At 71.0% G+C, this 25629-nt stretch carries 18 protein-coding genes; 11 read left to right on the top strand and 7 right to left on the bottom strand.

Annotation, left to right across the window (positions count from 1 at the left end; translation table 11 throughout):
- The first annotated feature begins 128 nt into the window (after positions 1-128).
- From JYK18_RS35240 to JYK18_RS35265, 6 genes are all read left to right on the top strand, one after another.
- Positions 129-4439 carry a GH92 family glycosyl hydrolase gene (locus JYK18_RS35240; protein WP_206807711.1) on the top strand — a complete coding sequence of 1437 codons (4311 nt, stop codon included), beginning with the start codon at positions 129-131 and terminating at the stop codon, positions 4437-4439.
- A 68-nt stretch (positions 4440-4507) separates the two neighbouring features.
- Positions 4508-7756, top strand: coding sequence for a GH92 family glycosyl hydrolase (locus tag JYK18_RS35245; protein ID WP_206807712.1), 3249 nt, complete (start codon positions 4508-4510; stop codon positions 7754-7756).
- On the top strand, positions 7753-9846 hold the full coding sequence (locus JYK18_RS35250; protein WP_206808310.1) for an FUSC family protein: 2094 nt from the start codon (positions 7753-7755) through the stop codon (positions 9844-9846). Before JYK18_RS35245 ends, JYK18_RS35250 begins: the two co-directional genes overlap by 4 nt.
- A 49-nt stretch (positions 9847-9895) precedes the next feature.
- Complete coding sequence (locus tag JYK18_RS35255) at positions 9896-10885, top strand: malate dehydrogenase (protein WP_206807713.1); 990 nt, start codon at positions 9896-9898, stop codon at positions 10883-10885.
- Between the two features lie 118 nt (positions 10886-11003).
- A complete protein-coding gene (locus tag JYK18_RS35260; protein WP_307796193.1) occupies positions 11004-12494 on the top strand; it encodes a peptide MFS transporter in 1491 nt (496 codons plus the stop codon).
- Between the two features lie 82 nt (positions 12495-12576).
- Positions 12577-12717 carry a hypothetical protein gene (locus tag JYK18_RS35265; RefSeq protein ID WP_206807714.1) on the top strand — a complete coding sequence of 47 codons (141 nt, stop codon included), beginning with the start codon at positions 12577-12579 and terminating at the stop codon, positions 12715-12717.
- Positions 12718-12762: 45 nt separating this feature from the next.
- Here the strand turns inward: JYK18_RS35265 and JYK18_RS35270 are convergent, their stop codons facing one another.
- From JYK18_RS35270 to JYK18_RS35285, 4 genes are all read right to left on the bottom strand, one after another.
- Positions 12763-14814, bottom strand: coding sequence for a M3 family metallopeptidase (locus JYK18_RS35270; protein ID WP_206807715.1), 2052 nt, complete (start codon positions 14812-14814; stop codon positions 12763-12765).
- Positions 14811-15515, bottom strand: coding sequence for a histidine phosphatase family protein (locus JYK18_RS35275; protein WP_206808312.1), 705 nt, complete (start codon positions 15513-15515; stop codon positions 14811-14813). Before JYK18_RS35275 ends, JYK18_RS35270 begins: the two co-directional genes overlap by 4 nt.
- A gap of 191 nt (positions 15516-15706) precedes the next feature.
- The gene (locus JYK18_RS35280) at positions 15707-16546 is read right to left on the bottom strand and encodes an undecaprenyl-diphosphate phosphatase (RefSeq protein WP_206807716.1); all 840 of its coding nucleotides are present in this window, start codon (positions 16544-16546) and stop codon (positions 15707-15709) included.
- A 1-nt stretch (position 16547) separates the two neighbouring features.
- Positions 16548-17591: an LLM class F420-dependent oxidoreductase gene (locus tag JYK18_RS35285; protein WP_206807717.1), complete on the bottom strand. Its 1044-nt coding sequence runs from the start codon at positions 17589-17591 to the stop codon at positions 16548-16550.
- A gap of 85 nt (positions 17592-17676) precedes the next feature.
- Here JYK18_RS35285 and JYK18_RS35290 point away from each other — a divergent pair, with 85 nt between their 5' ends.
- The 3 genes from JYK18_RS35290 (at position 17677) to JYK18_RS35300 (ending at position 19946) form a co-directional block, all read left to right on the top strand.
- A complete protein-coding gene (locus JYK18_RS35290) occupies positions 17677-18642 on the top strand; it encodes an aldo/keto reductase (protein ID WP_206807718.1) in 966 nt (321 codons plus the stop codon).
- Positions 18643-18738: 96 nt separating this feature from the next.
- Positions 18739-19731 carry a YncE family protein gene (locus JYK18_RS35295; protein ID WP_206807719.1) on the top strand — a complete coding sequence of 331 codons (993 nt, stop codon included), beginning with the start codon at positions 18739-18741 and terminating at the stop codon, positions 19729-19731.
- Positions 19728-19946, top strand: coding sequence for a DUF5703 family protein (locus JYK18_RS35300; RefSeq protein ID WP_206807720.1), 219 nt, complete (start codon positions 19728-19730; stop codon positions 19944-19946). Before JYK18_RS35295 ends, JYK18_RS35300 begins: the two co-directional genes overlap by 4 nt.
- A gap of 18 nt (positions 19947-19964) precedes the next feature.
- On the opposite strand, the gene JYK18_RS35305 is transcribed toward JYK18_RS35300, so the two are convergent.
- Positions 19965-20273 (bottom strand): metalloregulator ArsR/SmtB family transcription factor, encoded by a 309-nt coding sequence (locus tag JYK18_RS35305; protein ID WP_307796194.1) that lies wholly within the window; start codon positions 20271-20273, stop codon positions 19965-19967.
- A 61-nt stretch (positions 20274-20334) separates the two neighbouring features.
- Between JYK18_RS35305 and JYK18_RS35310 the strand changes: the two genes are divergently transcribed.
- Positions 20335-21330: a zinc-binding dehydrogenase gene (locus JYK18_RS35310; RefSeq protein ID WP_206807721.1), complete on the top strand. Its 996-nt coding sequence runs from the start codon at positions 20335-20337 to the stop codon at positions 21328-21330.
- Here the strand turns inward: JYK18_RS35310 and JYK18_RS35315 are convergent.
- Complete coding sequence (locus JYK18_RS35315) at positions 21327-22253, bottom strand: proline dehydrogenase family protein (RefSeq protein WP_206807722.1); 927 nt, start codon at positions 22251-22253, stop codon at positions 21327-21329. The two genes, JYK18_RS35310 and JYK18_RS35315, sit on opposite strands and share 4 nt — an antisense overlap.
- 3 nt (positions 22254-22256) lie before the next feature.
- The gene (gene pruA, locus JYK18_RS35320; RefSeq protein ID WP_206807723.1) at positions 22257-23888 is read right to left on the bottom strand and encodes an L-glutamate gamma-semialdehyde dehydrogenase; all 1632 of its coding nucleotides are present in this window, start codon (positions 23886-23888) and stop codon (positions 22257-22259) included.
- Between the two features lie 87 nt (positions 23889-23975).
- On the opposite strand from pruA, the gene JYK18_RS35325 reads away from it, so the two are divergent.
- The gene (locus tag JYK18_RS35325) at positions 23976-25556 is read left to right on the top strand and encodes a CdaR family transcriptional regulator (protein ID WP_206807724.1); all 1581 of its coding nucleotides are present in this window, start codon (positions 23976-23978) and stop codon (positions 25554-25556) included.
- The last annotated feature ends 73 nt before the right edge of the window (positions 25557-25629 follow it).

Below are 25629 nucleotides of genomic sequence, written 5' to 3' on the forward strand. Positions count from 1 at the left end.
GGCGCGGTTGTCTGATTTCGGACGGGAAACGAAGGCGTTCTTGACAACGATGTCACAGCGCGCTTATTTAACGGGGCGCCGTTCCGGCGGCGCCTCCCCTGCGATCCCGCCCGGAACCTGGAGCAAAGATGCCCCGAAGCGTCCGACCACCGGTCTGCGCGCTGCTGTCCGCCGTTGTGCTCTCGGCTGGCCTGACCGCGGTCCCCTCCCCCGCACTGGCCGCGCCCGCGCCCCCGCCCGACTTCTACTCCTCGTTCGAGCCGGGCGAGCCCGCGCCCAACTGGACCGACACGGTGGACACCGGCCCCGACGGCAAGCCCAAGGCCCACGGGGTCAACGGCGCCAACGGCACCGCCATCCCCGGCGACGTGCGCGGCAAGCTCGCCGAGGCCACGGCCAGCAGCGAGAACCCCGAGGGCGGCGAGACCGCGCCCAACCTGGCCGACGGCAAGCCCGAGTCGAAGTGGCTGTCGAAGAACCCCACCGCCTGGGCGCAGCTCGCGATGACCGAGCCGGTGACCATCACCCGGTACGGCCTCACCTCGGCGAACGACTTCGACGAGCGCGACCCCCAGGACTGGAAGCTCCAGGGCTCGGCCGACGGCACCACCTGGACCGACCTCGACGCCCAGACCGGCCAGGAGTTCACCGAGCGCTTCCAGCCCAAGGAATACCGGCTGGCCGCCCCGGCCACCTTCCAGTACTTCCGGCTCGACATCACCAAGAACAACGGCGGCCCGCTGCTCCAGCTCGCCGAACTGCTGCTGGCCAACGACGAACCGGCCCCGCCGCCGCTGCCCAACATGCGCAGCTTCCCCGACGGCGGCCCGACCGGCGGGTACACGAACAAGTCTCGCGCCGGCTACTCCGGCTCCCGCGCGTTCCGCTACTCCGGCACGCACACCGTCGAGGGCCACGGCTTCTCCTACAACAAGATCTTCGACGTAGACCTGCCGGTCGGCGACGCCACCGAGCTGTCCTACAAGGTCTTCCCCGAGTTCTCCGGTGACGACCTCAAGTACCCCAGCACGAACGTCGCCGTCGACCTCGCCTTCACCGACGGCAGCTACCTGAGCGAGCTGGGCGCCGCCGACCAGTACGGGTTCGCGCTCTCCCCCGCCGGTCAGGGCGCGGCGAAGTCGCTGTCGATCAACCAGTGGAACCTGGTTCGCTCCTCCATCGGCACGGTCGCCAAGGGCAAGGTGATCGACCGGATCCTGGTCGGTTACGACAACCCCGCCGGGCCCGCCCCGCTGCAGGGCTGGCTCGACGACATCCGCCTCGGCGCGGGCACCCCCGCTCCCCCGGCGAACGCCCGCCCGAGCGACCACGTGCTGACCACCCGCGGCACGCACGCGAACTCGACCTTCTCGCGCGGCAACAACTTCCCGGCCACCGCGGTCCCGCACGGCTTCAACTTCTGGACCCCGGTGACCGACGCGGGCTCGACCAGCTGGCTCTACCGCTACCACGAGGGCAACAACGCGCAGAACCTGCCGACCGCGCAGGCGTTCAGCGTCAGCCACGAGCCGAGCCCGTGGATGGGTGACCGGCAGACCTTCCAGGTCCAGCCCTCGCTCGCGACCGGCGTGCCCGACGCCAACCGCGACGCCCGCGAGCTGGCGTTCAAGCACGAGAACGAGGAAGCCAAGGCGCACTACTACGGCGTCCGGTTCGAGAACGGCATCAGGACCGAGCTCGCCCCGACCGATCACGCGGCGCTGTTCCGGTTCACCTTCCCCGGTGCCGACGCCAACCTGATCTTCGACAACGTGAACAACAACGGCGGCCTGACCCTGGACAAGGCGAACGGCACGCTCAGCGGATTCTCCGACGTCAAGAGCGGGCTGTCGGCGGGCGCGGGGCGCCTGTTCGTCTACGCCGAGTTCGACAAGCCGGTGTCCGCGGGCGACAAGCTGCCCGGTGAGGGCCGGGACAACGTCCGCGGCTACCTGCGCTTCGACACCGGCGGCTCGAACACCGTGCAGATGCGCATCGCCACCTCGCTGATCAGCGTCGACCAGGCCAAGAAGAACCTCGGCCAGGAGATCGCCGCCGGCGCCACGCTGGAGTCGGTCCGCGACGCGGCCCAGGCGGCCTGGGACGAGAAGCTCAACGTGATCCAGGTGGAGGGCGCCAGCGCCGACCAGCTGCAGACGCTCTACTCGAACCTGTACCGCCTGTTCCTGTACCCGAACTCGGGTTACGAGAACGTCGGCACGAAGGAGCAGCCGAAGATCCAGTACGCCAGCCCGGTCGCGCCGAAGACCGGCCAGGACACGCCGACGCACACCGGCTCGAAGCTGGTCGACGGCGAGATCTTCGTCAACAACGGCTTCTGGGATACCTACCGCACCACCTGGCCCGCGTACGCGCTGCTCACGCCGACGATGGCCGGGAAGATGGTCGACGGCTTCACCCAGCAGTACCGCGACGGCGGCTGGATCTCGCGCTGGTCCTCCCCCGGCTACGCCAACCTGATGACCGGCACCAGCTCCGACGTGGCCTTCGCCGACGCCTACCTCAAGGGCGTGAAGAACTTCGACGTGCAGTCCGCCTACGACGCCGCGCTGAAGAACGCCAGCGTGACCCCGCCGAACGCCAGCGTGGGCCGCAAGGGGCTCGACACGTCGATCTTCCTCGGCTACACCTCGACCGCGACCGGCGAGGGCATGTCCTGGGGCATCGAGGGGTACGTCAACGACTTCGGCATCGCGAACATGTCGAAGCAGCTCTACGACGAGGCCGCCGCGGACGACCCGCGCAAGCAGGAGTACCTGGAGAACCACGAGTACTTCACCAACCGCGCGCAGAACTACGTCAACACGTTCGACCCCAACGTGAACTTCTTCCAGGGCAAGTCGCCGACCGGCGAATGGCGCGTCCCGGCGAGCGAGTACGAACCCCGCGAATGGGGGCACGACTACACCGAGACCAACGCCTGGAACATGGCCTTCACCGTGCCGCACGACGGCAACGGCCTGGCCAACCTCTACGGCGGCCGCGACGGCCTCGCCAAGAAGCTGGACGAGTTCTGGGCCACCCCGGAGACGGCCACCTTCCCTGGGTCCTACGGCGGTGTGATCCACGAGATGCGCGAGGCCAGGGACGTGCGGATGGGCCAGTACGGGCACTCCAACCAGCCCTCGCACCACATCCCCTACATGTACAACTACGCCGGTCAGCCGTCGAAGACCCAGGAGAAGGTGCGCGAGGTGCTCTCGCGGCTGTACCTGGGCGGCGAGCTGGGCCAGGGGTACGCGGGCGATGAGGACAACGGCGAGATGTCGGCCTGGTACATCTTCAGCGCGCTGGGCTTCTACCCGCTGCAGATGGGCAAGGCGGACTACGCGATCGGCTCGCCGCTGTTCACCAAGGCCACGGTGAACCTGGAGAACGGCAAGAAGCTGGTGATCAACGCCCCGCAGAACAACGCGAAGAACGTCTACGTGCAGGGGCTCAAGGTCAACGGCAAGGACCACAGCTCCACGTCGCTGCCGCACGACCTCCTGGCCAACGGTGGCACGCTGGACTTCACCATGGGCCCGCAGCCGTCCGCGTGGGGCACCGGCGCCGGTGACGCGCCGGAGTCGATCACCGAGGGCACCGCGGTGGCCAGCCCGCTGCACGACCTGACCGGGCCGGGCAAGGGCACCGCCACCGCCGAATCCGGCGACGTGGCCACGCTGTTCGACAACACGTCCGGCTCGGAGTCGAAGCCGGGTTCGTGGGTCCAGTACCAACTGAACTCGGACAACGAAGCGGCTAGCTTCTACACGCTGACCTCGGTGAAGGGCGCCGGTGACCCGAAGAGCTGGGTGCTCAAGGGTTCCTACGACGGTCAGACCTGGGCCGTGGTGGACGAGCGCAAGGACCAGTCGTTCAAGTGGCGCCAGCACACGCGGGCGTTCAAGGCGGCCAAGCCGGGCCACTACACCCACTACCGGCTGGAGATCACCGCGACCGAAGGCGGGCCCGCCGGACTGGCCGAGGTCGAACTGCTCGGCAAGCCCGATCCGGTGTGCACCACCACGATCAATCAGGACCACAACGGCGCGCTGGCCGTGACGAGCGGCGTGACCTGCGTGGACGGCGTGACCGTGCGCGGTCCGGTGACCGTGGCCGACGGGGCTTCGCTGGTGGTCGACGGTGGTGCGATCAGCGGACCGATCTCGGCCTCGAACGCCGGTTCGGTGCGGTTCCTGGGCACGAAGGTGACCGGGCCGATCTCGATCACCGGGTCCACCGGCACGGTGGCGCTGGAGCACAGCACGGTGTACGGGCCGGTGGCGCTCGACGGCAACACCGGGCCGTCGGTGCTGGTCGCGGCGAACACCGTGCAGGGCTCGGTCAGCTGCGGCGGCAACACGCAGCCGGTGAACAACACGCTGGTCAACTCGGTGCGCGGGACCGTCGCCGGGCAGTGCGCCGGCTTGTAGCGGCGACCGCGCGTCACGACACGGGCGGCGTCCGGGAGTTCCCGGGCGCCGCCCGTTAACGTGTGCCCATGCCCGATCAGCCGACCGAGTTCTTCTCGTCCTTCGAGCACGGCGACCCCGCGCCCGGCAGCGGCGACCGGCTCCGCGTGCACGTCGGGGCGGGCCCGGCGAACGCCCCCGCGGCCAAGCCGGGCGCCGGCTTCAGCGGGCTGGCCGCGCTCAACTACCGCACCGAGGTGGCCGGGCAGGCGCGCACCGGGCTGTTCCGCACCGACCTGGTCATCACCGAGCGCAGCGAACTGTCCTATGTGGTGTTCCCCGAGGCGGATCCCCGGTGGCGCGCCACCTTCGTCGCCATCGACATCGAGTTCGACGACGGCACCACGCTCGCCTCGCTGAACCAGCGCGACCAGCACGGCTTCGCAGTCACCGCGAAGGCGCAGGGCCTGGCCAAGAAGCTGTACCTCGACCAGTGGAACCACGTCCGCTGCTCGCTCGCCGCGGCCGCGGGCAAGCGCGCCAAGGCGATCCTGCTCACCACCGAGCTGCCCGACGGGGACGGTGAGGTCTCCGGCTGGCTCGACGACGTGCGGATCACCGAGCGCGAGCCCGCCGCCGAGGTCGAGCCGGTGGACCGCGTGCGCACCACGCGCGGCACGCATTCGGCGAACAACCGCTCGCGCGGCAACAACATCCCGGCCACCGCGCTCCCGCACGGCTTCAACTTCTGGACCCCGGTGACCGACGCGGGGTCGACCACCTGGGTGTACGAGTACCACCGGCGCAACAACGGGGCGAACCGCCCGGCGCTGGAGGCGTTCGGGCTGAGCCACCAGCCGAGCCCGTGGATGGGCGACCGGCACACCTTCCAGGTGATGCCGCGCATCGGCGAGCTGACCGTGGACCGGCAGGCCAGAGCGCTGGCCTTCGACCACGCGAACGAGCTGGACCGCCCGTTCCACTACCGGGTCCGCTTCGACAACGGCATCACCGGCGAGATCGCGCCCGCCGACCACGCCGCCATGCTGCGGTTCACCTTCCCGGCGGGCAAGGCGCACCTGATCTTCGACAACGCCGCCAACCGCGGCGGGCTGCGGCTGCACTCCAACGGCACGGTCACCGGCCACACCTGGGTCCGCAGCCGGCTGTCCGTCGGCGCGCGCCGGATGTACGTCTACGGCAAGGTCGACCGCCCGGTGACCGCGGCGAAGAAGGTGCGCGACCCGGTCTGGCGCACGGTCACCGGGCACCTGAGCTTCGAGGTCGGCGAGCAGGAGGCGGTCAGCCTGCGGATCGCCACCTCGCTGATCAGCCTGCGGCAGGCACAGCACAACCTGGAGCTGGAGATCCCCGACGGCACCAGCTTCGAGGCCGTGCGCGACCACGCGCGCGAGGAGTGGCGCAAGGTGCTGGGGCGCATCGAGATCGAGGGCGCCAGCGAGGACCAGCTCACCACGTTCTACTCGAACCTGTACCGGCTCTACCTGTACCCGAACTCGGCGCACGAAAACACCGGCACCACCGCGTCCCCGGTCTACCGGCACGCGAGCCCGGTCGTCCGCACCACCCGGCTGAGCACGCGGCGGCGCACCGGCGCCAAGGTGCTGGACGGGCCGATGGTGGTGAACAACGGTTTCTGGGACACCTACCGCACCACCTGGCCCGCGTACGCGCTGTTCAGCCCGGAGCGCTGCGGGCAGCTGGCCGAGGGGTTCGTCCAGCAGTACCGCGAAGGCGGCTGGATCTCCCGGTGGTCCTCCCCCGGTTACGCGAACCTGATGACCGGCACCAGCTCCGACGTGGCCTTCGCCGACGCCTACCTCAAGGGCGTGCGCAACTTCGACATCCAGGCCGCCTACGACGCCGCGCTGAAGAACGCCACGGTGACCCCGCCGACCAAGAGCGTGGGACGCAAGGGCCTGGATGAGTCGATCTTCCTCGGGTACACGCCTTCGTCCACACCGGAGGGTCTGTCGTGGGCGCTGGAAGGCTGCATCAACGACTTCGGCATCGCGAACCTGTCGCGCGCGCTGTACGAAGCCGCCGAGGAGGACGACCCGCGGCGAGCCGAATACCTCGACCACCTGCGGTACTTCACCAGCCGCGCGCTGCACTACGTCCACCACTTCGACAAGCGGACCGGGTTCTTCCAGGGCCGTGACCCCGCCGGTGGCTGGCGCTGGAGCACCGAGCAGTACGACCCGGAGCTGTGGGGGTTCGACTACACCGAGACCAACGGCTGGAACATGGCCTTCACCGCGCCGCACGACGGCAACGGGCTGGCGAACCTGTTCGGCGGCCGCAAGAAGCTCGAATCCACTTTGGACACCTTCTTCGCCACGCCGGAAACCGGGCTCAAACCGGGCTCGTACGGCGGCATCATCCACGAGATGACCGAGGCCAGGGACGTCCGGCTGGGCCAGTACGGGCACTCCAACCAGCCCTCGCACCACATCCCGTGGATGTACCTGCACGCCGGTGCCCCGGCCAAGGCGCAGGCGGTGGTGCGCGAGGTGCTGCTGCGCTGCTACCTGGGCAGCGAGATCGGCCAGGGCTACCCCGGCGACGAGGACAACGGCGAGATGTCGGCGTGGTACCTGTTCGCCGCGCTGGGCTTCTACCCGCTGGCCATGGGCAGTCCGTCCTATGTGCTCGGAGCGCCGTTGTTCACCAAGGCCACCGTGCACCTGGACAACGGCGAGAAGCTGGTGATCAACGCGCCCGGCAACACCGCGTCGACGGCGTACGTGCGCGGGCTGAAGGTCAACGGCGAGCCGTACGCCAAGACGCACATCCCGCACGAAACCCTGGCCCGGGGCGCGGTGCTCGACTTCGACCTGGCCGAGGAACCCGGCGACTGGGGCACCGGCGAGGGCGACGCGCCGCCGTCGATGACCACCGGCGAACTGGTCGCCGAGCCGCTCGCCGACCTCCCCGGCCGGGGCCGGTGCGCCGAGAACGACGTCTCCCAGCTGTTCGACGACACCAGCCGCACCCAGGTGAACTTCGCCACCGCCACGCCCACCGTCGAGTTCACTGTGGACGGTGAACCCAGGCCGGTGCTGCTGTACACGCTGACTTCCGCGCTCGGTGAGGGCGACCCGTCCGCGTGGGTGCTGGAGGGTTCCGACGACGGCGAGTCCTGGCGGAGCCTGGACGAGCGGACCGGTCAGGTGTTCCGCTGGCGGCGCCAGACCCGGCCGTTCTCGCTGACCGCGCCCGCCGCCTGCCGCCACTACCGGCTGCGCGTCACCGCGGGCACCGACCGGCGGATCAGCCTGGCCCAGTGGGAGTTGCTCGGGAGCACCACCGCATGATCGCCCGGTTCACCGAGGCGACCAGGGACCGGCTGGTCGCCTCGGATCCCGGCTTCGTCCGGTTGCGCCTGGCCCTGTCCGCGATCTTCGGCATCGTGCTGGCCGTGCTGGTGCTGCTGCCGTTCGGCCAGCCGATCACCGTGGTGATGGTCGGCGCGATCGGGGCCATGCTCAGCGCGTTCACCGTGCACGAGGACACCACGCGCCAGGAACTGGTCACGCTGCTGCTGGTGTTGCTCACCGGGGCCGCCTCGCTCACCCTGGCCAGCCTCGGCGCCTCGCTGCCGCCGCTGGACGGCGTGATCTTCGTGCTGCTGATCTTCGTCGCGGTCTACGCGCAGCGGTGGGGTTCGCGCGGCATCGCGCTCGGCTCGGCGAGCTTCTTCCTGTTCTTCTTCGCCATGTTCCTGCAGACGCACCTCGCGCAGGTGCCCGCGCTGCTGGGCGCGCTGGCCGCCGGGATCGCGGCGAACACCTTCGTCCGGCTGGTGCTGCTCCCCCGGCGCCCGGCCAAGGAACTGCTGCGGGTGCGCCGGGCCTTCCGCGCGCGGCTGGTGGCGGTGATCCGGGCCGCGCAGGCGTACCTGGAGGCGGGCGGGCGCAACGACAAGCCGCTGCGCACGGCGGCGAACCGGATGCACGAGTGCGTGCTGATGGTCGAGGACGTGGCACCGGACGTGGTGGACGAACGCGCGGTCGGCGTGCTGCGGCGGCGGGCGATCGAGGTGGAGCTGGCGGTGGAGTGGCTGGTGATCACCCTGCGCCGCACCGCCGCCGAGGACCTCGATCCGGGGACCAGGGCGGATCTGGTCACCGCGTTGCGCCAGTTCGGCGCGCTGATCGGCCGCGACCCGCGCGAGCTGCCGGTGATCAGCGATTCCGCCGAGTTCAGCCAGATGCTGGTGGCGGGCAGCCGGATCGGCGAGCACGCCCGGCCCGGTGACGAGCTGCGGCACGCCATCGCCGAACTGGCCATCGCCGACGTCAACGCGCAGCGGGTGGCCGAGAACGACGAGCTGCCACCCGAAGACGTTCCGGAAGTCGAGGAGGAGCCCGAGCGCAAGGCGGTCTTCACCTACGACAACCAGACCCGGGGCGCCATCCAAGCCGTGGTCGGCGGCGGGCTCGCCGTGCTCGGCGGCGAGCTGGTGTCCCCGCAGCGGTGGTACTGGGCGGTGCTCACCGTTTTTGTGGTGTTCCTCGGCTCCGCCACCGCGGGCGCGACCTTCGTCAAGGGCATGCGGCGGCTCGTCGGCACGCTGGTCGGCATCTTCGGCGGGGTGCTGGCGGCGTTGCTGGTGGTCGGGAACCCACCCGCCACGCTCGCGCTGCTGCTGGTCTGCGTGTTCGGCATGGTCTACTTCTCGCGCGTGTCGCAGACGATCATGGCCTTCTTCATCACCGCCATGCTCGGCCTGCTCTACAGCCTGCTCGGCACGTTCACCGTCGAGGTGCTGTGGATCCGGCTCGCCGAGACCGCGGTCGGCGCGGCGGCGGGCATGCTGGCCGCGGTGGTGATCGTGCCGGTGCGCACCCGGTCGGTGATGCTCGACGACGTGGCCACCACGCTGGAGGACCTGCGCGCGTTCGTCGAGCGGGCCGGTGAGCTGCTGTCCGGACGTGAGAATGTCAACATCATCGAGCTGTCCCGCACCCTGGACCGCGACGTCGACCAGGTGCGCCGCACCATCGAGCCGCTCACCCATCCGGTGAACGTCAGCACGGCGCGGCGCGACCTCGGCTGGCACGTGCAGGGCACGCTGGAGTCCATCGCGTTCCGGGCGCGGCACGTCGCCGCCCGCGCCCAGCCGGGCATGTTCGCCGGTGACGAGCGCCTGCCCGAGGTGCTGGCGGCGATCACGCGCAAGGTGGACACCCTGCTCGAAGTGGTGCGGGACCCCTCCGGCGCGGACCGGCGGCAGCTCGACCACGAGACCGGCCTGCCGCCCGGCGAGTGCGCCGGCGACGCCACCCGGCGGTCGCTGCTGTCCAGTCTGGACCAGCTCGACGCCGAGCTCGTGGCCCTCGGGAACGCCTTCGGCGTGCGGCGTGACAAGACGCACCCCGACGCCGGTTACGGAGAGGGATAACATCGCTCGCACAAAGCCATGAGCCAACGCTGTCTGCAGGAGAATCGTGATGACCCAAGCCCCTGTCAACGTCACCGTCACCGGCGCGGCCGGCCAGATCGGTTACGCGCTGCTGTTCCGCATCGCGTCCGGTCAGCTGCTCGGCCCGGACACCCCGGTGCGACTGCGGCTGCTGGAGATCCCGCAGGCGGTGAAGGCGGCCGAGGGCACCGCGCTGGAACTCGAGGACGGCGCCTTCCCGCTGCTGGCCGGCACGGACATCTTCGACGACGCCAAGCAGGCCTTCTCCGGCGCGAACGTGGCGCTGCTGGTCGGCGCGCGCCCGCGCACCAAGGGCATGGAGCGCGGTGACCTGCTCGAGGCCAACGGCGGCATCTTCAAGCCGCAGGGCGAGGCGATCAACGCCGGTGCCGCCGAGGACATCAAGGTGCTGGTGGTCGGCAACCCGGCCAACACCAACGCGCTGATCGCCCAGGCGCACGCGCCGGACGTGCCCGCCGAGCGCTTCACCGCGATGACCCGCCTCGACCACAACCGCGCGCTCGCGCAGCTGTCGAAGAAGCTGGGCGTGCCGGTCTCGGAGATCAAGAAGCTGACCATCTGGGGCAACCACTCGGCCACCCAGTACCCGGACGTCTTCCACGCCGAGGTGGCGGGCAAGAACGCCGCCGAGGCGGTCAACGACCAGGCGTGGCTGAGCGACACCTTCATCCCGACCGTGGCCAAGCGTGGCGCGGCGATCATCGAGGCCCGTGGCGCCTCCTCGGCGGCTTCGGCCGCGTCGGCCGCCATCGACCACGTGCACACCTGGGTCAACGGCACCCCGGAGGGCGACTGGACCTCGGCCGCGGTCGTGTCCGACGGTTCCTACGGCGTGCCGGAGGGCCTCATCTCGTCCTTCCCGGTCACCGCCCGCGACGGCAAGTACGAGATCGTGCAGGGCCTGGAGATCGACGAGTTCTCGCGCGGGCGCATCGACGCCTCGGTGCAGGAGCTGGTCGAGGAGCGCGACGCGGTCAAGAAGCTCGGCCTCATCTGATTTGAGCTGATTTGTGGCACGGCCGCCCGCCGCGGGTGTCCACTGAGGACATTTGACGGCGGGCGGTCCGCCGGTTTAGCGTCCGCCGACCCTCGACGGCCGGTGGAACGGGAGATCGGTGGCACGCTCGCTGACCGGGACGAAGTCCGCGCGCGGTTTCTTCGGGCACCCGCCCGGGCTGGCCACCCTGTTCTTCACCGAGGCGTGGGAACGGTTCTCCTACTACGGCATGAAGGCCATCCTGCTGTACTTCATGTACGACAGGGTGGGCGAAGGCGGGCTCGGCCTGCCCAGCGACACCGCCCGCGCGCTGGTCGCGGTCTACGGCGCGGCGATCTACCTGGCGGCGATCGGCGGTGGCTGGGTCACCGACCGGGTGCTCGGCACCGTGCGCAGCACCCTCTACGGCGGCGTGCTGATCATGTGCGGGCACCTCTGCCTCGCACTGCCCGCCGGCGCGGGCGCGCTGTACCTGTCGATGGTGTTCATCGTGCTGGGCACCGGGTTGCTCAAGCCCAGCATCTCCACCTCGGTCGGCCAGCTCTACCCGGACGGTGACGAGCGCCGCGATTCCGGGTTCACCATCTACTACACCGGCATCAGCGCCGGGGCGCTGCTCGCGCCGCTGGTGGTCGGCACGCTCGGCGAGAACTACGACTACCACCTCGGTTTCGGCGTGGCCGCGGTCGGCATGGCGGTCGGGCTGGTGGTGTTCGCGCGGGGCCGGGGACGGCTCGGTGAGCGCGGTACGCGACCGGAGAACCCGCTGCGCTGGCGTGAGGTCCCCGCGGCCAGGCGCCGGTGGTCGGTCGCGATCGGGGTGGCGCTGTGCGCCGCCGTCGCGGCCGCCGCGCTGACCGGCACGCTCACCGCGGACCTGGTCATCGACGCGATCAGCGTGCTGGCCATCGCCCTGCCCGTCGGGTACTTCACGGTGATGCTGCGCAGCCCGCGCACCACCGCGGCCGAGCGCACGCGGGTGCTCGCCTACCTGCCGCTGTTCCTGGCCGCGGTGTGCTTCTGGATCATCCAGGAGCAGGGCGCCACGGTGCTGGCCGAGCACGCGCAGGAGAGCACCGACCTCGGGGCGTTCGGCTTCACCATCCCGGCCTCGTGGTTCCAGTCGGTCGGTTCGCTGGTGCTGATCCTGATCGCGCCGGCGTTCGCCGTGCTGTGGGTCCGCCTGGCCCGGCGCGAGCGGCAGCCGTCGACCGCGGCCAAGTTCAGCTTCGGCCTGGTGGTCGCCGGGCTGTCGTACGCGCTGCTGGTCATCCCGTCCCTCGGCGGCGAGCCGACGCACCCGCTGTGGCTGGTCGGGAGCTTCGCGCTGGTCACCGTCGGCGAGGTGTGCCTGTCGCCGATCGGCATGTCGGCCACCACGCGGCTGGCGCCGGCCGCCTTCGCCACCCAGACGATGGGCCTGTGGATCGCCTCCAGCGCGGCGGGACAGGGCATCTCGGCGCAGATCGTCGGGTGGTACAGCCGGGAGACCGCGCCCCAGTACTTCGGCACGATCGGCCTGGCGGCGGTCGCGGTGGGCCTGCTGCTGCTCGTGGCGGCGAAGGTGTACCGCCCACTGCGGGACACCTCGGCTACTCCATCCGGGTAGCACCGGCCCAGGGCTGTGACAGTGGCCGCGCAGTTGTCACAGAATGCGGTGGTCGGTTTTCCGATCACTGGGAGGTGTGCACATGCGGAAGATCCTGACGGGCCTGCTGCTCGCGGCCACGGTCGCGCTGGGTGGACTCGCGATGAGCGGAGCGGCTTCGGCCGCCACGGCCGTCGAGTACGGCAACGACTGGGTCGTCACCCCGGACGCCTGGGACTGGTAACCCGTGAACGGCTCCCTCGGACACCCGAGGGAGCCACCACGCGAACTACGCGCCGGTCAGGCCGCGGCGCTTGAGCAGCGGGTCGATCTCCGGGTCCCGCCCGCGGAAGTTGCGGAACGCGGTCATCGGGTCGATGCTGCCGCCGCGGGCCAGCAGTTCCCGCCGGAAGTGGTCCCCGTTCTCCCTGGTCAGCCCGCCGTTCTCGCGGAACCACTCCACGCTCTCCGCGTCGAGCACCTCGCTCCAGATGTACGAGTAGTACCCCGCGCTGTACCCGCCGCTGAAGATGTGCGCGAAGTACGAGCTCTGGTACCGCGGCGGCACGGTCGGCACCGCCACCCCGGCCTTGCGCAGCGCCTCCGCCTCGAACGCGGCGGCGTCGGTGATCCGGTCCTCCGCGCTGATCGTGTGCCACGCCTGGTCCAGCAGCGAAGCCGCCAGGTACTCCGTGGTCGAGTACCCCTCGCCGTACTGCTGCGACTCCAGCAGCTTGTCCACCAGGTGCTGCGGCAGCGGCTCCCCGGTCCGGTGGTGCTTGGCGTAGTTCGCCAGCACCTCCGGCCACAGCAGCCACATCTCGTTGACCTGCGACGGGTACTCCACGAAGTCCCGCGGCACGTTCGGCCCGGAGAACTTCGGGTACCGCACGTCCGACAGCAGCCCGTGCAGCGCGTGCCCGAACTCGTGGAACGCGGTGACCACCTCGTCGAAGGTGAGCAGCGTCGGCTCCCCCTCCGGCGGGCGGATGATGTTCAGGTTGTTCACCACCACCGACCGCTCGTCCCGCAGGCCCGCCTGCTCGACGAAGTTGTTCATCCACGCGCCGCCGCGCTTGGAGTCACGGGCGTAGTAGTCGCCGAGGAACAGGCCCAGCCCGGTGCCGTCGGCGTCGAACACCTCGAAGATCCGCACCTCGGGGTGGTACTTCGGCAGGTCGTGCCGCTCGGTGAAGCTGAGCCCGTACAACTTCGACGCGGCGAAGAACACCCCGTCGACGAGCACCCGCTCCAGCTCGAAGTACGGCCGCAGCGCGGCCTCGTCGATGTCGAACCGCGCCTTGCGCACCTTCTCCGCGTAGAACGCCCAGTCCCACGGCTCCAGCGAGAACTCGCCGCCCTCGGCGTCGATCTGCTGCTGGAGTTCCAGCGCCTCGGCGTTGGCGTTGGTCACCGCCGCCGGCGCGAGCCGCTCCAGCAGGCCCAGCGCGGCGTCGGCGGTGCGCGCGGTCTCGTCCGAGATGACGTACGCGGCGTGGTTCGGGTAGCCCATCAGCGCCGCCCGCTCGGCCCGCAGGTGCGCGATCTTGATGATCAGCTCGGAGTTGTCGTGCTCGTTGCCGCGCTTGCCGCGCGACACCGAGGCCCCGTGGAGCCGCTCGCGCACCGCCCGGTTCTCCAGCGACGCGAGTGCGGGCTGCTGCGTGGGCAGGCTCAGCTTGAGCACGTACTGGCCGTCCAGGCCGCGTGCGGTGGCCGCTTCGGCGGCGGCCGCGACGGTGTCCGCCGACAGCCCGGCCAGCTCCTCGGCGGTGTCGACCACCACGGCGAGGTCGTTGCCCTCGGCGAGCAGGTGCTCCTGGAAGCGCGTGCTCAGCGTCGACAGTTCCTCGTTCAGCGCGCGCAGCCGGTCCTGCTCGGCTTCGCCCAGCGCGGCGCCCGCGCGCACGAAGTCGACGTGGTAGCGCTCCAGCAGCCACGCCGATTCCGGGTCGAGGTCGAGTGAATCCCGCTTCTCGTACAGCTCGGTGATCCGCGCGAACAGCTTCTTGTCCAGGTGGATCGCGTCGCGGTGGGCGGAGAGCTTCGGCGCGATCTCGGCCTGCAGCTGCTGCAGTTCCGGGGTGGTGTCGGAGGAGGTCAGGTTGAAGAACACCATCGACACGCGGCCGAGCAGCTCACCCGAGCGCTCCAGCGCCACCACGGTGTTGTCGAAGGTCGGCGGCTCCGGGTTGTCCGCGATCGCCCGCACCTGCTCGACCTGCTCGGCGATGCCCGCCTCGAACGCGGGCCGGTAGTGCTCCCCGGTGATCCGGTCGAACGGCGGCAGCCGGTACGGCAGCTCGCTGGCACTGGCGAACGGGTTGTCCGGGGAGATCATGCGCGGCCCTTTCGACCAGTCGAACCACCGATGACGGCATCGGAGGACTTCTTACCCTTCTTACCCCGCTTCGGCTTCGGTGGCACGAGGCCGCTCAGGTCACCACCGTTGTCGTTGACCCGCACCACGAACGGCCGGGTCTCGGTGTAGGTGACCACCGAGATCGAGCCGGGGTCGACCACGATCCGCTGGAACGAGTCGAGGTGCTGCCCGAGCGCGTCGGCGATCAGGGACTTGAGCACGTCGCCGTGACTGCACAGCAGCCACACCGCGTGGTCCCCGTGCTCGGCGGTGATGCGCGCGTCGTGCTCGCGCACCGCCTCGACCGCCCTGGTCTGCATCGCGGCCAGCCCCTCCCCGCCGGGGAAGACGGCGGCCGACGGGTGCGCCTGCACCACCCGCCACAGCGGCTCGGAGACCAGGTCCTTGATCGCCCGGCCGGTCCACTCGCCGTAGTCCACTTCGGACAGCCGGGCGTCCACCACCCGGTCCAGCCCCTGCGCGGCGGCCAGCGGCGCGACGGTCTGCTTGCAGCGCAGCATCGGCGAGACGACCAGCCCCGACAACGGGATGCCGGCCAGGCGCCCGGCCAAGGCCTCGGCCTGCGCCCGGCCGGTTTCGTCGAGTCCGACCTTCGGCGTGCGCCCGGCCAGCACACCCGACCCGTTCGCGGTCGAGCGGCCGTGCCGCAAGAGGATCACAGTGCCCACGGCGCCAGCCTAGGCGCTGTCCGGCGGGTCTGGTCGATGGGCTTCGTGATCCAGGTGGTTCCTGGCGGTGCGGGCGGAGCGCCCTCGTACTGGCCCGTACTCGGGCGATCCGCCCGTGCCGCCAGGGGCCGCCTGGGCGCGGAGACCGCGAGCTTGACCCGCCGGACTGCGCCTAGATGACGTCAGTGGCCCGCCGGGCCCGCGTTCGGATCGAGCACGCCGCCGAAGACGAGGCCGAACAGCACCAGGCCGAGCACGATCCGGTAGATCACGAACGGCAGGAAGCTGCGCTTCTTGATGTAGCTCATCAGCCAGGCGATCACCACGTACCCGACGCCGAACGCGACCAGCGTGGCCAGGATCGTCGGGCCCCACTCGGGGCTGTTTTCCCCGCCGACGTCCTTCAGCTTGAACAACCCCGAGGTGAACACCGCGGGCAGCGCGAGCAGGAACGAGTACTCCGCCGCCTCCGGCCGCTGGTAGCCCATCAACCGGCCGGCGCTGGTGGTGCCGCCCGAGCGCGACACGCCCGGGATCAGCGCGAGTGCCTGCGCGAACCCGAAGCCGAGGCCGTGCTTGATGGTCAGGTGGTCCAGCGTGCGCTCGTTCTTGCCGTAGGTGTCGGCCAGCCACAGGATCACGCCGAACACGATCAGCATGGTCGCGGTGATCCGCAGGTCGCGGAACGAGCTGTCGATCTGGTCCTGCAGCAGCAGGCCGAGCACGCCGATCGGCAGCGTGCCGACGATGATCAGCCAGCCGAGCCGCGCGTCCGGGTTGCTGCGCCACTCCGGCTTGTACAGCGAGTAGAACCAGCCGGTCAGGATCCGGCCGATCTTCTTCGCGAAGAACAGCACCACGGCCAGCTCGGTGCCGATCTGGGTGACCGCGGTGAACGCGGCACCGGGGTCGTCCCAGCCGGCCAGCGCGGCGGTGACCCGCAGGTGCGCGCTCGAGGAGATCGGCAGGAACTCGGTCAGGCCTTGGACCAGGCCGAGCACCAGCGCTTCGAACCAGCCCACGTCAGCTCCCCGCCAGCTCGATCGCTTCGGCGGCCACGTCGAGCGCGTTCCGCCGCGCGTCGGCGTCACCGTCGTAGGGCGCCACGGTGAGCGTGGTCACGCCCGCCTCGGCGAAGGCGGCCATCTTCTCCGCGATCCGCTCCTTCGGGCCGAGCAGCGCGGTCGCGTCGAGGAACTCCAGCGGCACCGCGGCCATCGCCCCGGCGTAGTCCTTGGCCAGGTACTTCTCCTGCACCTCGGCGGCTTCGGCCTCGAAGCCCATCCGGCAGGCGAGCTGGTTGTAGAAGTTCTTGTCCCGGCTGCCCATGCCGCCGATGTACAGCGCGGCATAGGAGCGCACGGCGTCCGCGCAGGCCTTCCAGTCGTCCCCGGTGACCAGCGGCACGGTCGGCGCGATGTCGAGGTCGGCCAGCGAGCGACCGGCCTTCTCGGCACCGGCCCGCAGGTGCTTCAGGTGCTCCTCGGCGTGGGCCGGGGAGAAGAACACCGGCAGCCAGCCGTCGGCGATCTCGCCGGTCAGCTCCAGGTTCTTCGGGCCGATCGCGGCGAGGTAGGTGGGGATGTAGTCGCGGACCGGGTGCACGGTCAGCGCCAGTGCCTTGCCCGGACCGTCCGGCAGCGGCAGCTGGAAGTGCTTGCCGTCGTAGCGGACGCGTTCACGGCGCAGCGCGGTCCGCACGATGTCGACGTACTCGCGGGTCCGGCCCAGCGGTGAGCCGAAGCGCACCCCGTGCCAGCCCTCCGAGACCTGCGGCCCGGACACCCCGAGGCCGAGGCGGAACCGGCCGCCGGACAGCGTGTCCAGCGTGGCGGCGGTCATCGCGGTGGTGGCCGGCGTGCGGGCCGGGATCTGCAGCACCGCGCTCCCGACGTCGATCCGCGAGGTCTGTGCGGCGATCCAGGCCAGCACCGTCGGGGCGTCCGAGCCGTAGGCTTCGGCGGCCCAGACGACGGCGTAACCCAGGTCGTCGGCGTGTTTGGCGAGTGTGAGGTTGGCCGCGTCGTTGCCGGCGCCCCAATATCCGAGGTTCAGTCCCAAGCGCACGGGGCCCGACCCTAAACCGGGGGATGATCACCGCGACACGCGCCTTCGTAAAGGTTCGCCGGGCCCGGTTGGCTAGGCTGCGCGAATGGAGAACCGGCAGCTCGGCGCGTCCGGCCTGAGGGTGTCCAGGATGGGCCTGGGCACGATGTCGTGGGGTACCGGCACGGACGCCGAAGAGGCCGCCAGCCAGCTGGTGGCCTTCGTGGACGCGGGCGGCACGCTGGTCGACACCGCCGACATCTACGGCGAGGGCGAGAGCGAGCGGGTGCTCGGCTCCCTGCTGGGCGACCTGGTGCCGCGCACCGACATCGTGCTGGCGACCAAGGCGGTGGCCCGCAGCGGCGACGGCCCGTTCAGCGGCGGCGCCTCCCGTGGCGCGCTGCTCACCGCGCTCGACGGGTCCCTGCGCCGCCTCGGGGTGGACCACATCGACCTGTGGCAGCTGCACGCCTGGGACGCCGCGGTGCCGCTCGAGGAGACCCTGTCCGCGGTGCAGTTCGCGGTGAACAGCGGCAAGGTGCGCTACGCCGGGGTGTCGAACTACTCGGGCTGGCAGCTGGCCACCGCGGCCGCGCTGCCGTCCGGGGTGCGGCTGGTCTCCACGCAGATGGAGTACTCGCTGCTGCAGCGCGGGATCGAGCGCGAGGTGCTGCCCGCCGCCCAGCACCACGGGATCGGCGTCCTGCCGTGGGCCCCGCTCGGGCGCGGCGTGCTGACCGGCAAGTACCGCACCGGCACCCCCGCCGACTCGCGCGGCGCCTCCCCCACCTACGCCGGTTACGTGGAGCAACACCGCACCGAGCGCGCGGCGCGCATCGTGCAGGCCGTGGTGACCGCCGCCGACGGGCTGGGCACCTCGCCGCTGGCGGTGGCGCTGGCCTGGGTGCGGGACCGGCCCGGCGTGGTCGCGCCGGTGGTCGGCGCCCGGGACACCGGCCAGCTGACCGGCTCGCTGATCGCCGAGGAGATCACCCTGCCGCCGGCCATCCGGTCCGCGCTCGACGACGTCAGCTCGATCGAGACCGGTTACCCGGAGCGATGGCCGCACTGACTGCGCTAGAGGTGTCTGTTAGGTGACAGCCACGTGACGTGCCGTGGTTTCTACGGGATGCTGGAACTGTTGGACTCACGGTCGGGAGGACCTGGATTGCGCCGGTTGCTTGTCGCTTCGCCCCTGGTGGTCACGCTGGTGTTGAGCGGCTGCGCCACGGGGAGCGACCAGTCCGACGACCTGCAGCTGGTGGCCAACCCGGTGGCCGCGACCGCCGCGCCCTCCCCCGCGCGTGGCGCCGAACCCGCCGGGCGGGTGCTGCCCGCGTCGCCGGTGGGCACCGTCGCCGTGGTGGGCGGGGTGCTCGCCGTGGCACTGACCGAGCCGTCGCTCCAGCTCTACGACCTGGCCGACCTGGGCAAGGCACCCCGCACGGTCGCGCTGCCCGCACCCGCCGAGCAGCTCACCCCCGAGGGTGACCGGTTGCTCGCCAGCCTGCCCGGCGCGAGCGCGCTGGCCAGGGTGAACCCGGCCGACGGCAGCTTCACCACGGTGCCGGTCGCCGGGCAGCCCGCCGCCGCCGATCCGCGGGGCGCGCAGACCCTGGTCGCGGTGCGGGACCGCAAGGCGGTCGACGTGCTCGACGGCGACCGGGTGACGAAGTCCATCACCGGGCAGATCTACAGCGCCGACGAGGTGCTCACCGCCGGGGAGAGCACGGTGGTGCTGGACCGGTTGCGGACCGCGTTGTTCGAGGTGGACCTCGCGGGCGGCACGGTCAAGGAGGGCCTGCGGGCCGGGGACGGGGCCACCAACGCGGTGACCGACCGTTACGGCCGGGTGCTGGTCACCGATTCGCGGGCGGGTTCGCTGCTGGCGTTCTCGTCGGCGCCCCTGCTGCTGCGGCAGCGCTACCCGGTGCCGGGCGGGATCTACGGCATCGCCTACGACGCCCAGCGCGATCTGGCCTGGGTCACGCTCACCGAGCGCAACGAGGTCGCCGCGTTCGACGTCGGCGGCGGCGAGCCGGTGGAGAAGTTCCGCTTCCCCACCGTCCGCCAGCCCAATTCGGTGTCAGTGGACCCGGCGAGCGCGGCGGTGGTCGTCGGCTCGGCGGCCGGAGAAGGGATCCAGGTGATCACACCATGACCGAGGCGGTGGTCGAAGGGGATTGGGAGTATCGCCGGCTGCAGCTGCCACCCGGCGTGTCGCGGATCTCCGCGGCGATCCAGCTCTCCATCCAGGCCGAGTTCTCCGGCTGGGAACTGTCCAACGTGCGCCTCTACGCCGACGGGACGCGCCGGGTCTGGCTCCGCCGGCGACGCTCACTGGCCACGGCGGGCGTACCGGGGCCGAGCCTCTAGCCGCGTCCAACGGGGAAGCTAGAACACCTCGCGCAGGGTTTCCATGAGGCGGGCGATGTTCGCTTCGTCGCGGCGGTAGTAGGTCCACTTGCCCCGGCGGGTGGCGACCACGAGGCCTGCCTGGCGCAGCATCGTGAGGTACTGCGACGTCGTCGACTGCCCCAGCCCCACCCGCTGCTGGATGTCGGTCACGCAGACACCGACCTCCACGTCATCGGGCTCCTGGCCGGGGAAACCCAGCGGATCCTTGAGCCACACCAGCATCTGACGGCGGGTCGGGTTGGACAGGGCCCGGAACACAGCCTCCAGCTCCGCCTCCGTGAACACGCGGTGAGCCTACCCCACCAACGTATTGACGATTCCCGATATGACGATCTAATGTCGCGGCATGTCCTCCTCGATGCGTGTGCTGGAACTCGTCCACTTCGGCGACGCGGACACCGCGTTCGCCACCCGGGAACGACCCCGGCCCACTCCCGGTCCCGGCCAGCTACTGGTCCGCGTGCTGGCCACCTCCGTGAATCCCCTCGACCTCCAGACCCGGCGCGGTGACTACCGCGACCAACTCGCGCTGCCGGCGGTGATCGGCAACGACGTGTCCGGCGTGGTGGTCGAGACCGGCCCCGGCGCGGACGAGTTCCAAGCGGGCGACGAGGTCTGGTACCTGACCCCGATCTTCGCCGGGCGGGGGACCTACGCCGAGTTCCACGTGGTCGACCAGGCACTGGTCGCCCGCAAGCCCGCACGGTTGTCGCACGTCGAGGCCGCTGGGCTGGCGCTCGTCGGCGTGACGGTGTGGGAGGCACTGGTCGAACGCGCCGGAGTACGGGCCGGGGAACGAGTCCTGGTGCACGGCGGGGCGGGCGGCGTCGGCTCGGTCGCCATCCAGCTGGCCAGCGCGCTGGGCGCCGAGGTGGTGACCACCGCGCGGGCACGGGACCACGAGTTCGTCACCGGCCTGGGCGCCGACACCGCGATCGACTTCTCAGCCGGTGACTACGTTCCACGGGTCCGCGCGCTGGGCGGGGTGGACGTCGTACTGGACACCGTCGGCGGGGACACCCTGAGCCGCAGCCCGGAGATCCTCGCCGACCGGGGCCGCGTGGTGTCCATCGTGGACATACCCGACCCGCAGAACCTGCTCGCCGCGTGGGGGGTGAACGCGACCTACCACTTCGTCTTCGTCAGCCCCGGCCGGGAGAAGCTCGCCGCCCTCGGCCGGCTGGTCGACCTGGGCAAGCTCCGGCCGGTGATCGGCGCCGTGCTCCCGCTGTCCGAGGTCGCACAGGCACACGCGCTGCTGGAGGGCTCGGCGGGCGGTGGCCGCCGACGGCCGCGCGGCAAGATCGCCATCGCCGTCGGCGAGCCACCGCTCCCGCGTTAGCCCCGGGAAGTGAACGAGCGCAGGAAGAACGCCACGTTCGCCGGGCGCTCGGCCAGGCGGCGCATGAAGTACGGGTACCACTCGGTGCCGTAGGGCACGTACGCGCGCAGGCGCATCCCGCGTGCCGCCAGCGAAAGCTGCGCTTCCGGCCGCACCCCGTAGAGCATCTGGAACTCGAAGTCCTCGGCCGACCGGTCGTGCTGCATGGCCAGCCACTCCGCGATGTCCAGCAGCCGCGGGTCGTGCGTGGCCACCATCGGGTAGCCCTCCCCCGCCATCAGCACCTTCAGGCACCGGACGTACGAAGCGTCCACTTCGGACTTCTCCCGGTACGCCACCGAAGCCGGTTCGTCGTAGGCGCCCTTGCACAGCCGGATCCGCGAACCCGGCCCGGCGAACTCGGCGCAGTCCGCCTCGGTGCGCTTCAGGTACGCCTGCAGCACGGTGCCGGTCGACGGGAAGTCCACCCGCAGCTCACGCACGATCGCCAGGGTCGAGTCGGTGGTGGTGTGGTCCTCCATGTCGACCGTCACCGTGGTGCCCACGGCGGCCGCGGCGGCGCAGATCTGCCGGGTGTTCTCCAGCGCGATCTTGTCGCCGTCCACCGGCAGCGCCTGGCCCAGCGCGGACAGCTTCACCGACACCTCGGCGCGCTCGGCCAGGCCGTCCTCGCCGAGGGTGCGCAGCAGCGCCCGGTAGGCCTCGACGGTCCGCTCCGCCTGCGCCCGGTCGGTGGTGTCCTCGCCGAGGTGGTCGAGCGAGACCAGCCGGTCCTCGGTGAGCCGCCGGACGTTCTCGATGGCCTGGCCGAGTTCGTCCCCGGCGACGAACCGGTCGACGATGGGGCGCATCACCGGCGCCCGCTCCGCGAGGGTGCGGAACGAGGCGGACCGGGACGCGGCGATCAACGCGGAGCGGAGCATGGCTCAGTCCTCCAACTGGTGCGGGTAGCCGGTCGACACCGGCGGCACGAAGGTTTCCTTGACCGTGCGCGGGCTGATCCAGCGCTGCAGGTTGTAGATCGAGCCGGCCTTGTCGTTGGTGCCGGACGCGCGCCCGCCGCCGAACGGCTGCTGGCCGACGACCGCACCGGTCGGCTTGTCGTTGACGTAGAAGTTGCCCGCGGCGAACCGCAGCGCCTGCGACGCCTTCACCACGGCGGCGCGGTCGTTGGCGATGATCGAGCCGGTCAGCCCGTAGGCCGCGCCCTGGTCGACCTGCTTGAGCACGGTCTCGAAGTCGCTGTCCTCGTAGACGTGCACGGCCAGGAACGGGCCGAAGTACTCGGTGCTGAACACCTCGTGCGTCGGGTCCTCACCGACCACCACGGTCGGGCGCACGAAGTAGCCCTCGCTGTCGTCGGCGGTGCCACCGGCGACGACCTGCAGCGAGTCGGACTCGTGCGCCAGCTTCAGCGCGCCGGCCAGCCGGTCGTAGGCACGCCGGTCGATCACCGCGCCGAGGAAGTTGGTCAGGTCGGTGACCGGGCCCATCTTCAGCGCGTCCACTTCGGACACCAGGTCGTCGCGCAGCCGGTTCCACACCGAACGCGCCACGAAGGCACGCGAGGCGGCCGAGCACTTCTGGCCCTGGAACTCGAAGGCGCCGCGGATCAGCGCGGTCCGCACCACGTCCACGTCGGCCGACGGGTGCGCGACCACGAAGTCCTTGCCGCCGGTCTCGCCGACCAGGCGCGGGTAGGTGCGGTAGCCGGAGATGTTGGCGCCGACGGTCGACCACAGGTGCTGGAAGGTGCGGGTGGACCCGGTGAAGTGGATCCCGGCCAGCGCCGGGTCGGCCAGCGCGACGTCGGAGACGGCCAGCCCGTCGCCGGTGACCAGGTTGATCACACCCGGCGGCAGCCCGGCCTCTTCGAGCAGGCGCATGGTCAGGTGCGCGGCCAGGCCCTGGGTGGGTGACGGCTTCCAGACCACGGTGTTGCCCATCAGCGCGGGCGCGGTGGGCAGGTTGCCGGCGATCGCGGTGAAGTTGAACGGGGTGATGGCGTAGACGAAGCCCTCCAGCGGGCGGTAGTCGAGCCGGTTCCACACCCCGGGCGAGCTGACCGGCTGCTCGGCCTGGAGCTGCCGGGCGAAGTGCACGTTGAAACGCCAGAAGTCGGCGAGCTCGCACGCGGAGTCGATCTCGGCCTGCACGGCGGTCTTCGACTGGCCGAGCATGGTCGCCGCGTTCAGCGTGTCGCGCCACGGGCCGGACAGCAGGTCGGCGGCACGCAGCAGCACCGCGGCGCGCTCGTCGAAGGGCAGCTCGCGCCAGGATTCGGCGGCCCGCAGCGACGCGGCCACGGCGGCCTTCGCGTCGGCGTGCGTGGCGTTCGCGGTGGTGCCGAGCACGTGGGCGTGCTTGTGCGGCTGCACCACGTCGATGCGCTCACCACCGGCCATCCGCTGCTCACCGTCGATCGTCGAGGTCAGCTCGAACCGCTGGGACTCCAGTTCGGCGAGCTTCGCCACGAGCGAGGCGCGTTCCGGCGAACCGGGGGCGTACTCGCGGACGGGTTCGTTGCGGGGTGCGGGCGGCTGGGTGATCGCGTCCATAGCCGCAACGGTAAGCACGGGACGCCGTCCCGGGATTGTCCGATCGGCTAGGCTTGATGCCGATTCCCTGTTCGATCGGACAACACCATGACCGACGGTCCCTCCCTGCGCCAGCTGCTCGCGGCGATCGGCGAACCCCTGGTCCAGCTGGGCGCGGGGTCGGCCGACCTACCCGTGCACGGGCTCGCCATCCTCGACCCGGACGACGATCCCGGTGCCTACCGCGGTGAGCTGGTGCTGATCATCGGCGCCCGCGGCCGCGACGCGCTGCGGTACCTGCGGGCGGCGGCTCGGCGCGGCGCCGCGGCCGTGGCGGTGAAGTCGGAGGAACCGGACACCGCCCAGCTCGAAGCCGCCGCCGGGGACGCGGGCATCGGGCTGCTGGTGGTCCAGCCGCGGGCGCGGTGGGACCAGCTCTCCGCGTTGATCCGGGAACTGCTCGACAGCGCCGCGCTGACCGCGGGCCTGCGTGACGACCGCTCCGACCGGGACCTGTTCTCGCTGGCCCAGACCGTCGCCGCGCTGACCGGCGGCATCGTCAGCATCGAGGACGCGACCTACCGGCTGCTGGCGTACTCCCGCTCCGACAGTGAGGCCGACGAGGTCGATGAGCTCAGGCGGCTGACGATTCTCGGCTGGAAGGGGCCGGAGCGGTACCTCGAACTGCTCCGCGAATGGGGGGTCTACCAGCGGCTGCGCTCCGGTGAGGAGGTGGTCGACCTGGAGGAGCGGCCGGAGCTGGGCATCCGGCGGCGGCTGGCGGTCGGCATCCGGGCCGGGAGCCAGCACCTCGGCGCGATCTGGGTGCAGCAGGGCGGGCAGCCGTTCACCGAGCAGGCGGGCAGCGCGCTGGTCGGGGCCGCGCGGATGGCCGCGCTGAGCATGCTCACCCAGCGCGGGCTCCCGGGCACGCGGTCGCGGGACGAACTGGTCACCGGCCTGCTCGACGGGCGGGTCAGCGCCGACCTGGTGGCCGGGCAGCTCGGCCTCGACCCGGCGGCGCCCTCGGTGGTGCTCGCGTTCGCGGCACGCACCATCGAGCCGGACCTGCCGGAGCACGAACTGCACCTGGCCGAACTCGCGCGGGTGGTGTCGGTGCACGTGACCGCGCACCGGCGCAACGCACTGGTCGGCTCGATCGGCGGCCGCGTGTACGCGGTGCTGCCGACGGCCACCGCGCCGGTCCCGCTCGCCGAACGGATCGTCGAGGTGCTCAAGGGACGGACCGCGCTGACCGTCCAAGCCGGAATCGGCGGCGCCGCGCCGTCACTGCGGGAGGTGGTGGCCTCGCGCGCGGAGGCGGACCGGGTGCTCGACGCGGTCGGCCGCACCCCGGACCGGCCGGTCGGCACCATCGGCGACCTGCGGGCCGAGGTGCTGCTGGGCGAGACGCTTTCCCTGCTGGAGGCCAAACCCGAACTGCACGACCCGGCCGTGGCGTCCCTTGTGGAGCACGACGCCACGCACGGCACGGAACTGGTCGGCTCGCTGCTGGCCTATCTGGACGCGCTCGGTGACGTCCGCGCGGCGGCGGCCCGCCTGCACGTCCACCCCAACACCCTGCGCCACCGGGTCCGCCGCGCTGCCACCGTAGGCGGGCTCGACCTGGAGGATCCGGCACATCGGCTGGTGTGCCACCTGAACCTGCTGCTGGCCACCAGGACATAGGCTGCCTGGTCACCCAAAACCGTTGCGTGTCAACAGAATCTGACCGTCGTTGGCCACTCGATCACCTGAACGG

Source organism: Amycolatopsis sp. 195334CR, assembly GCF_017309385.1.
In the GTDB taxonomy this organism is placed as follows: Bacteria; Actinomycetota; Actinomycetes; order Mycobacteriales; family Pseudonocardiaceae; genus Amycolatopsis.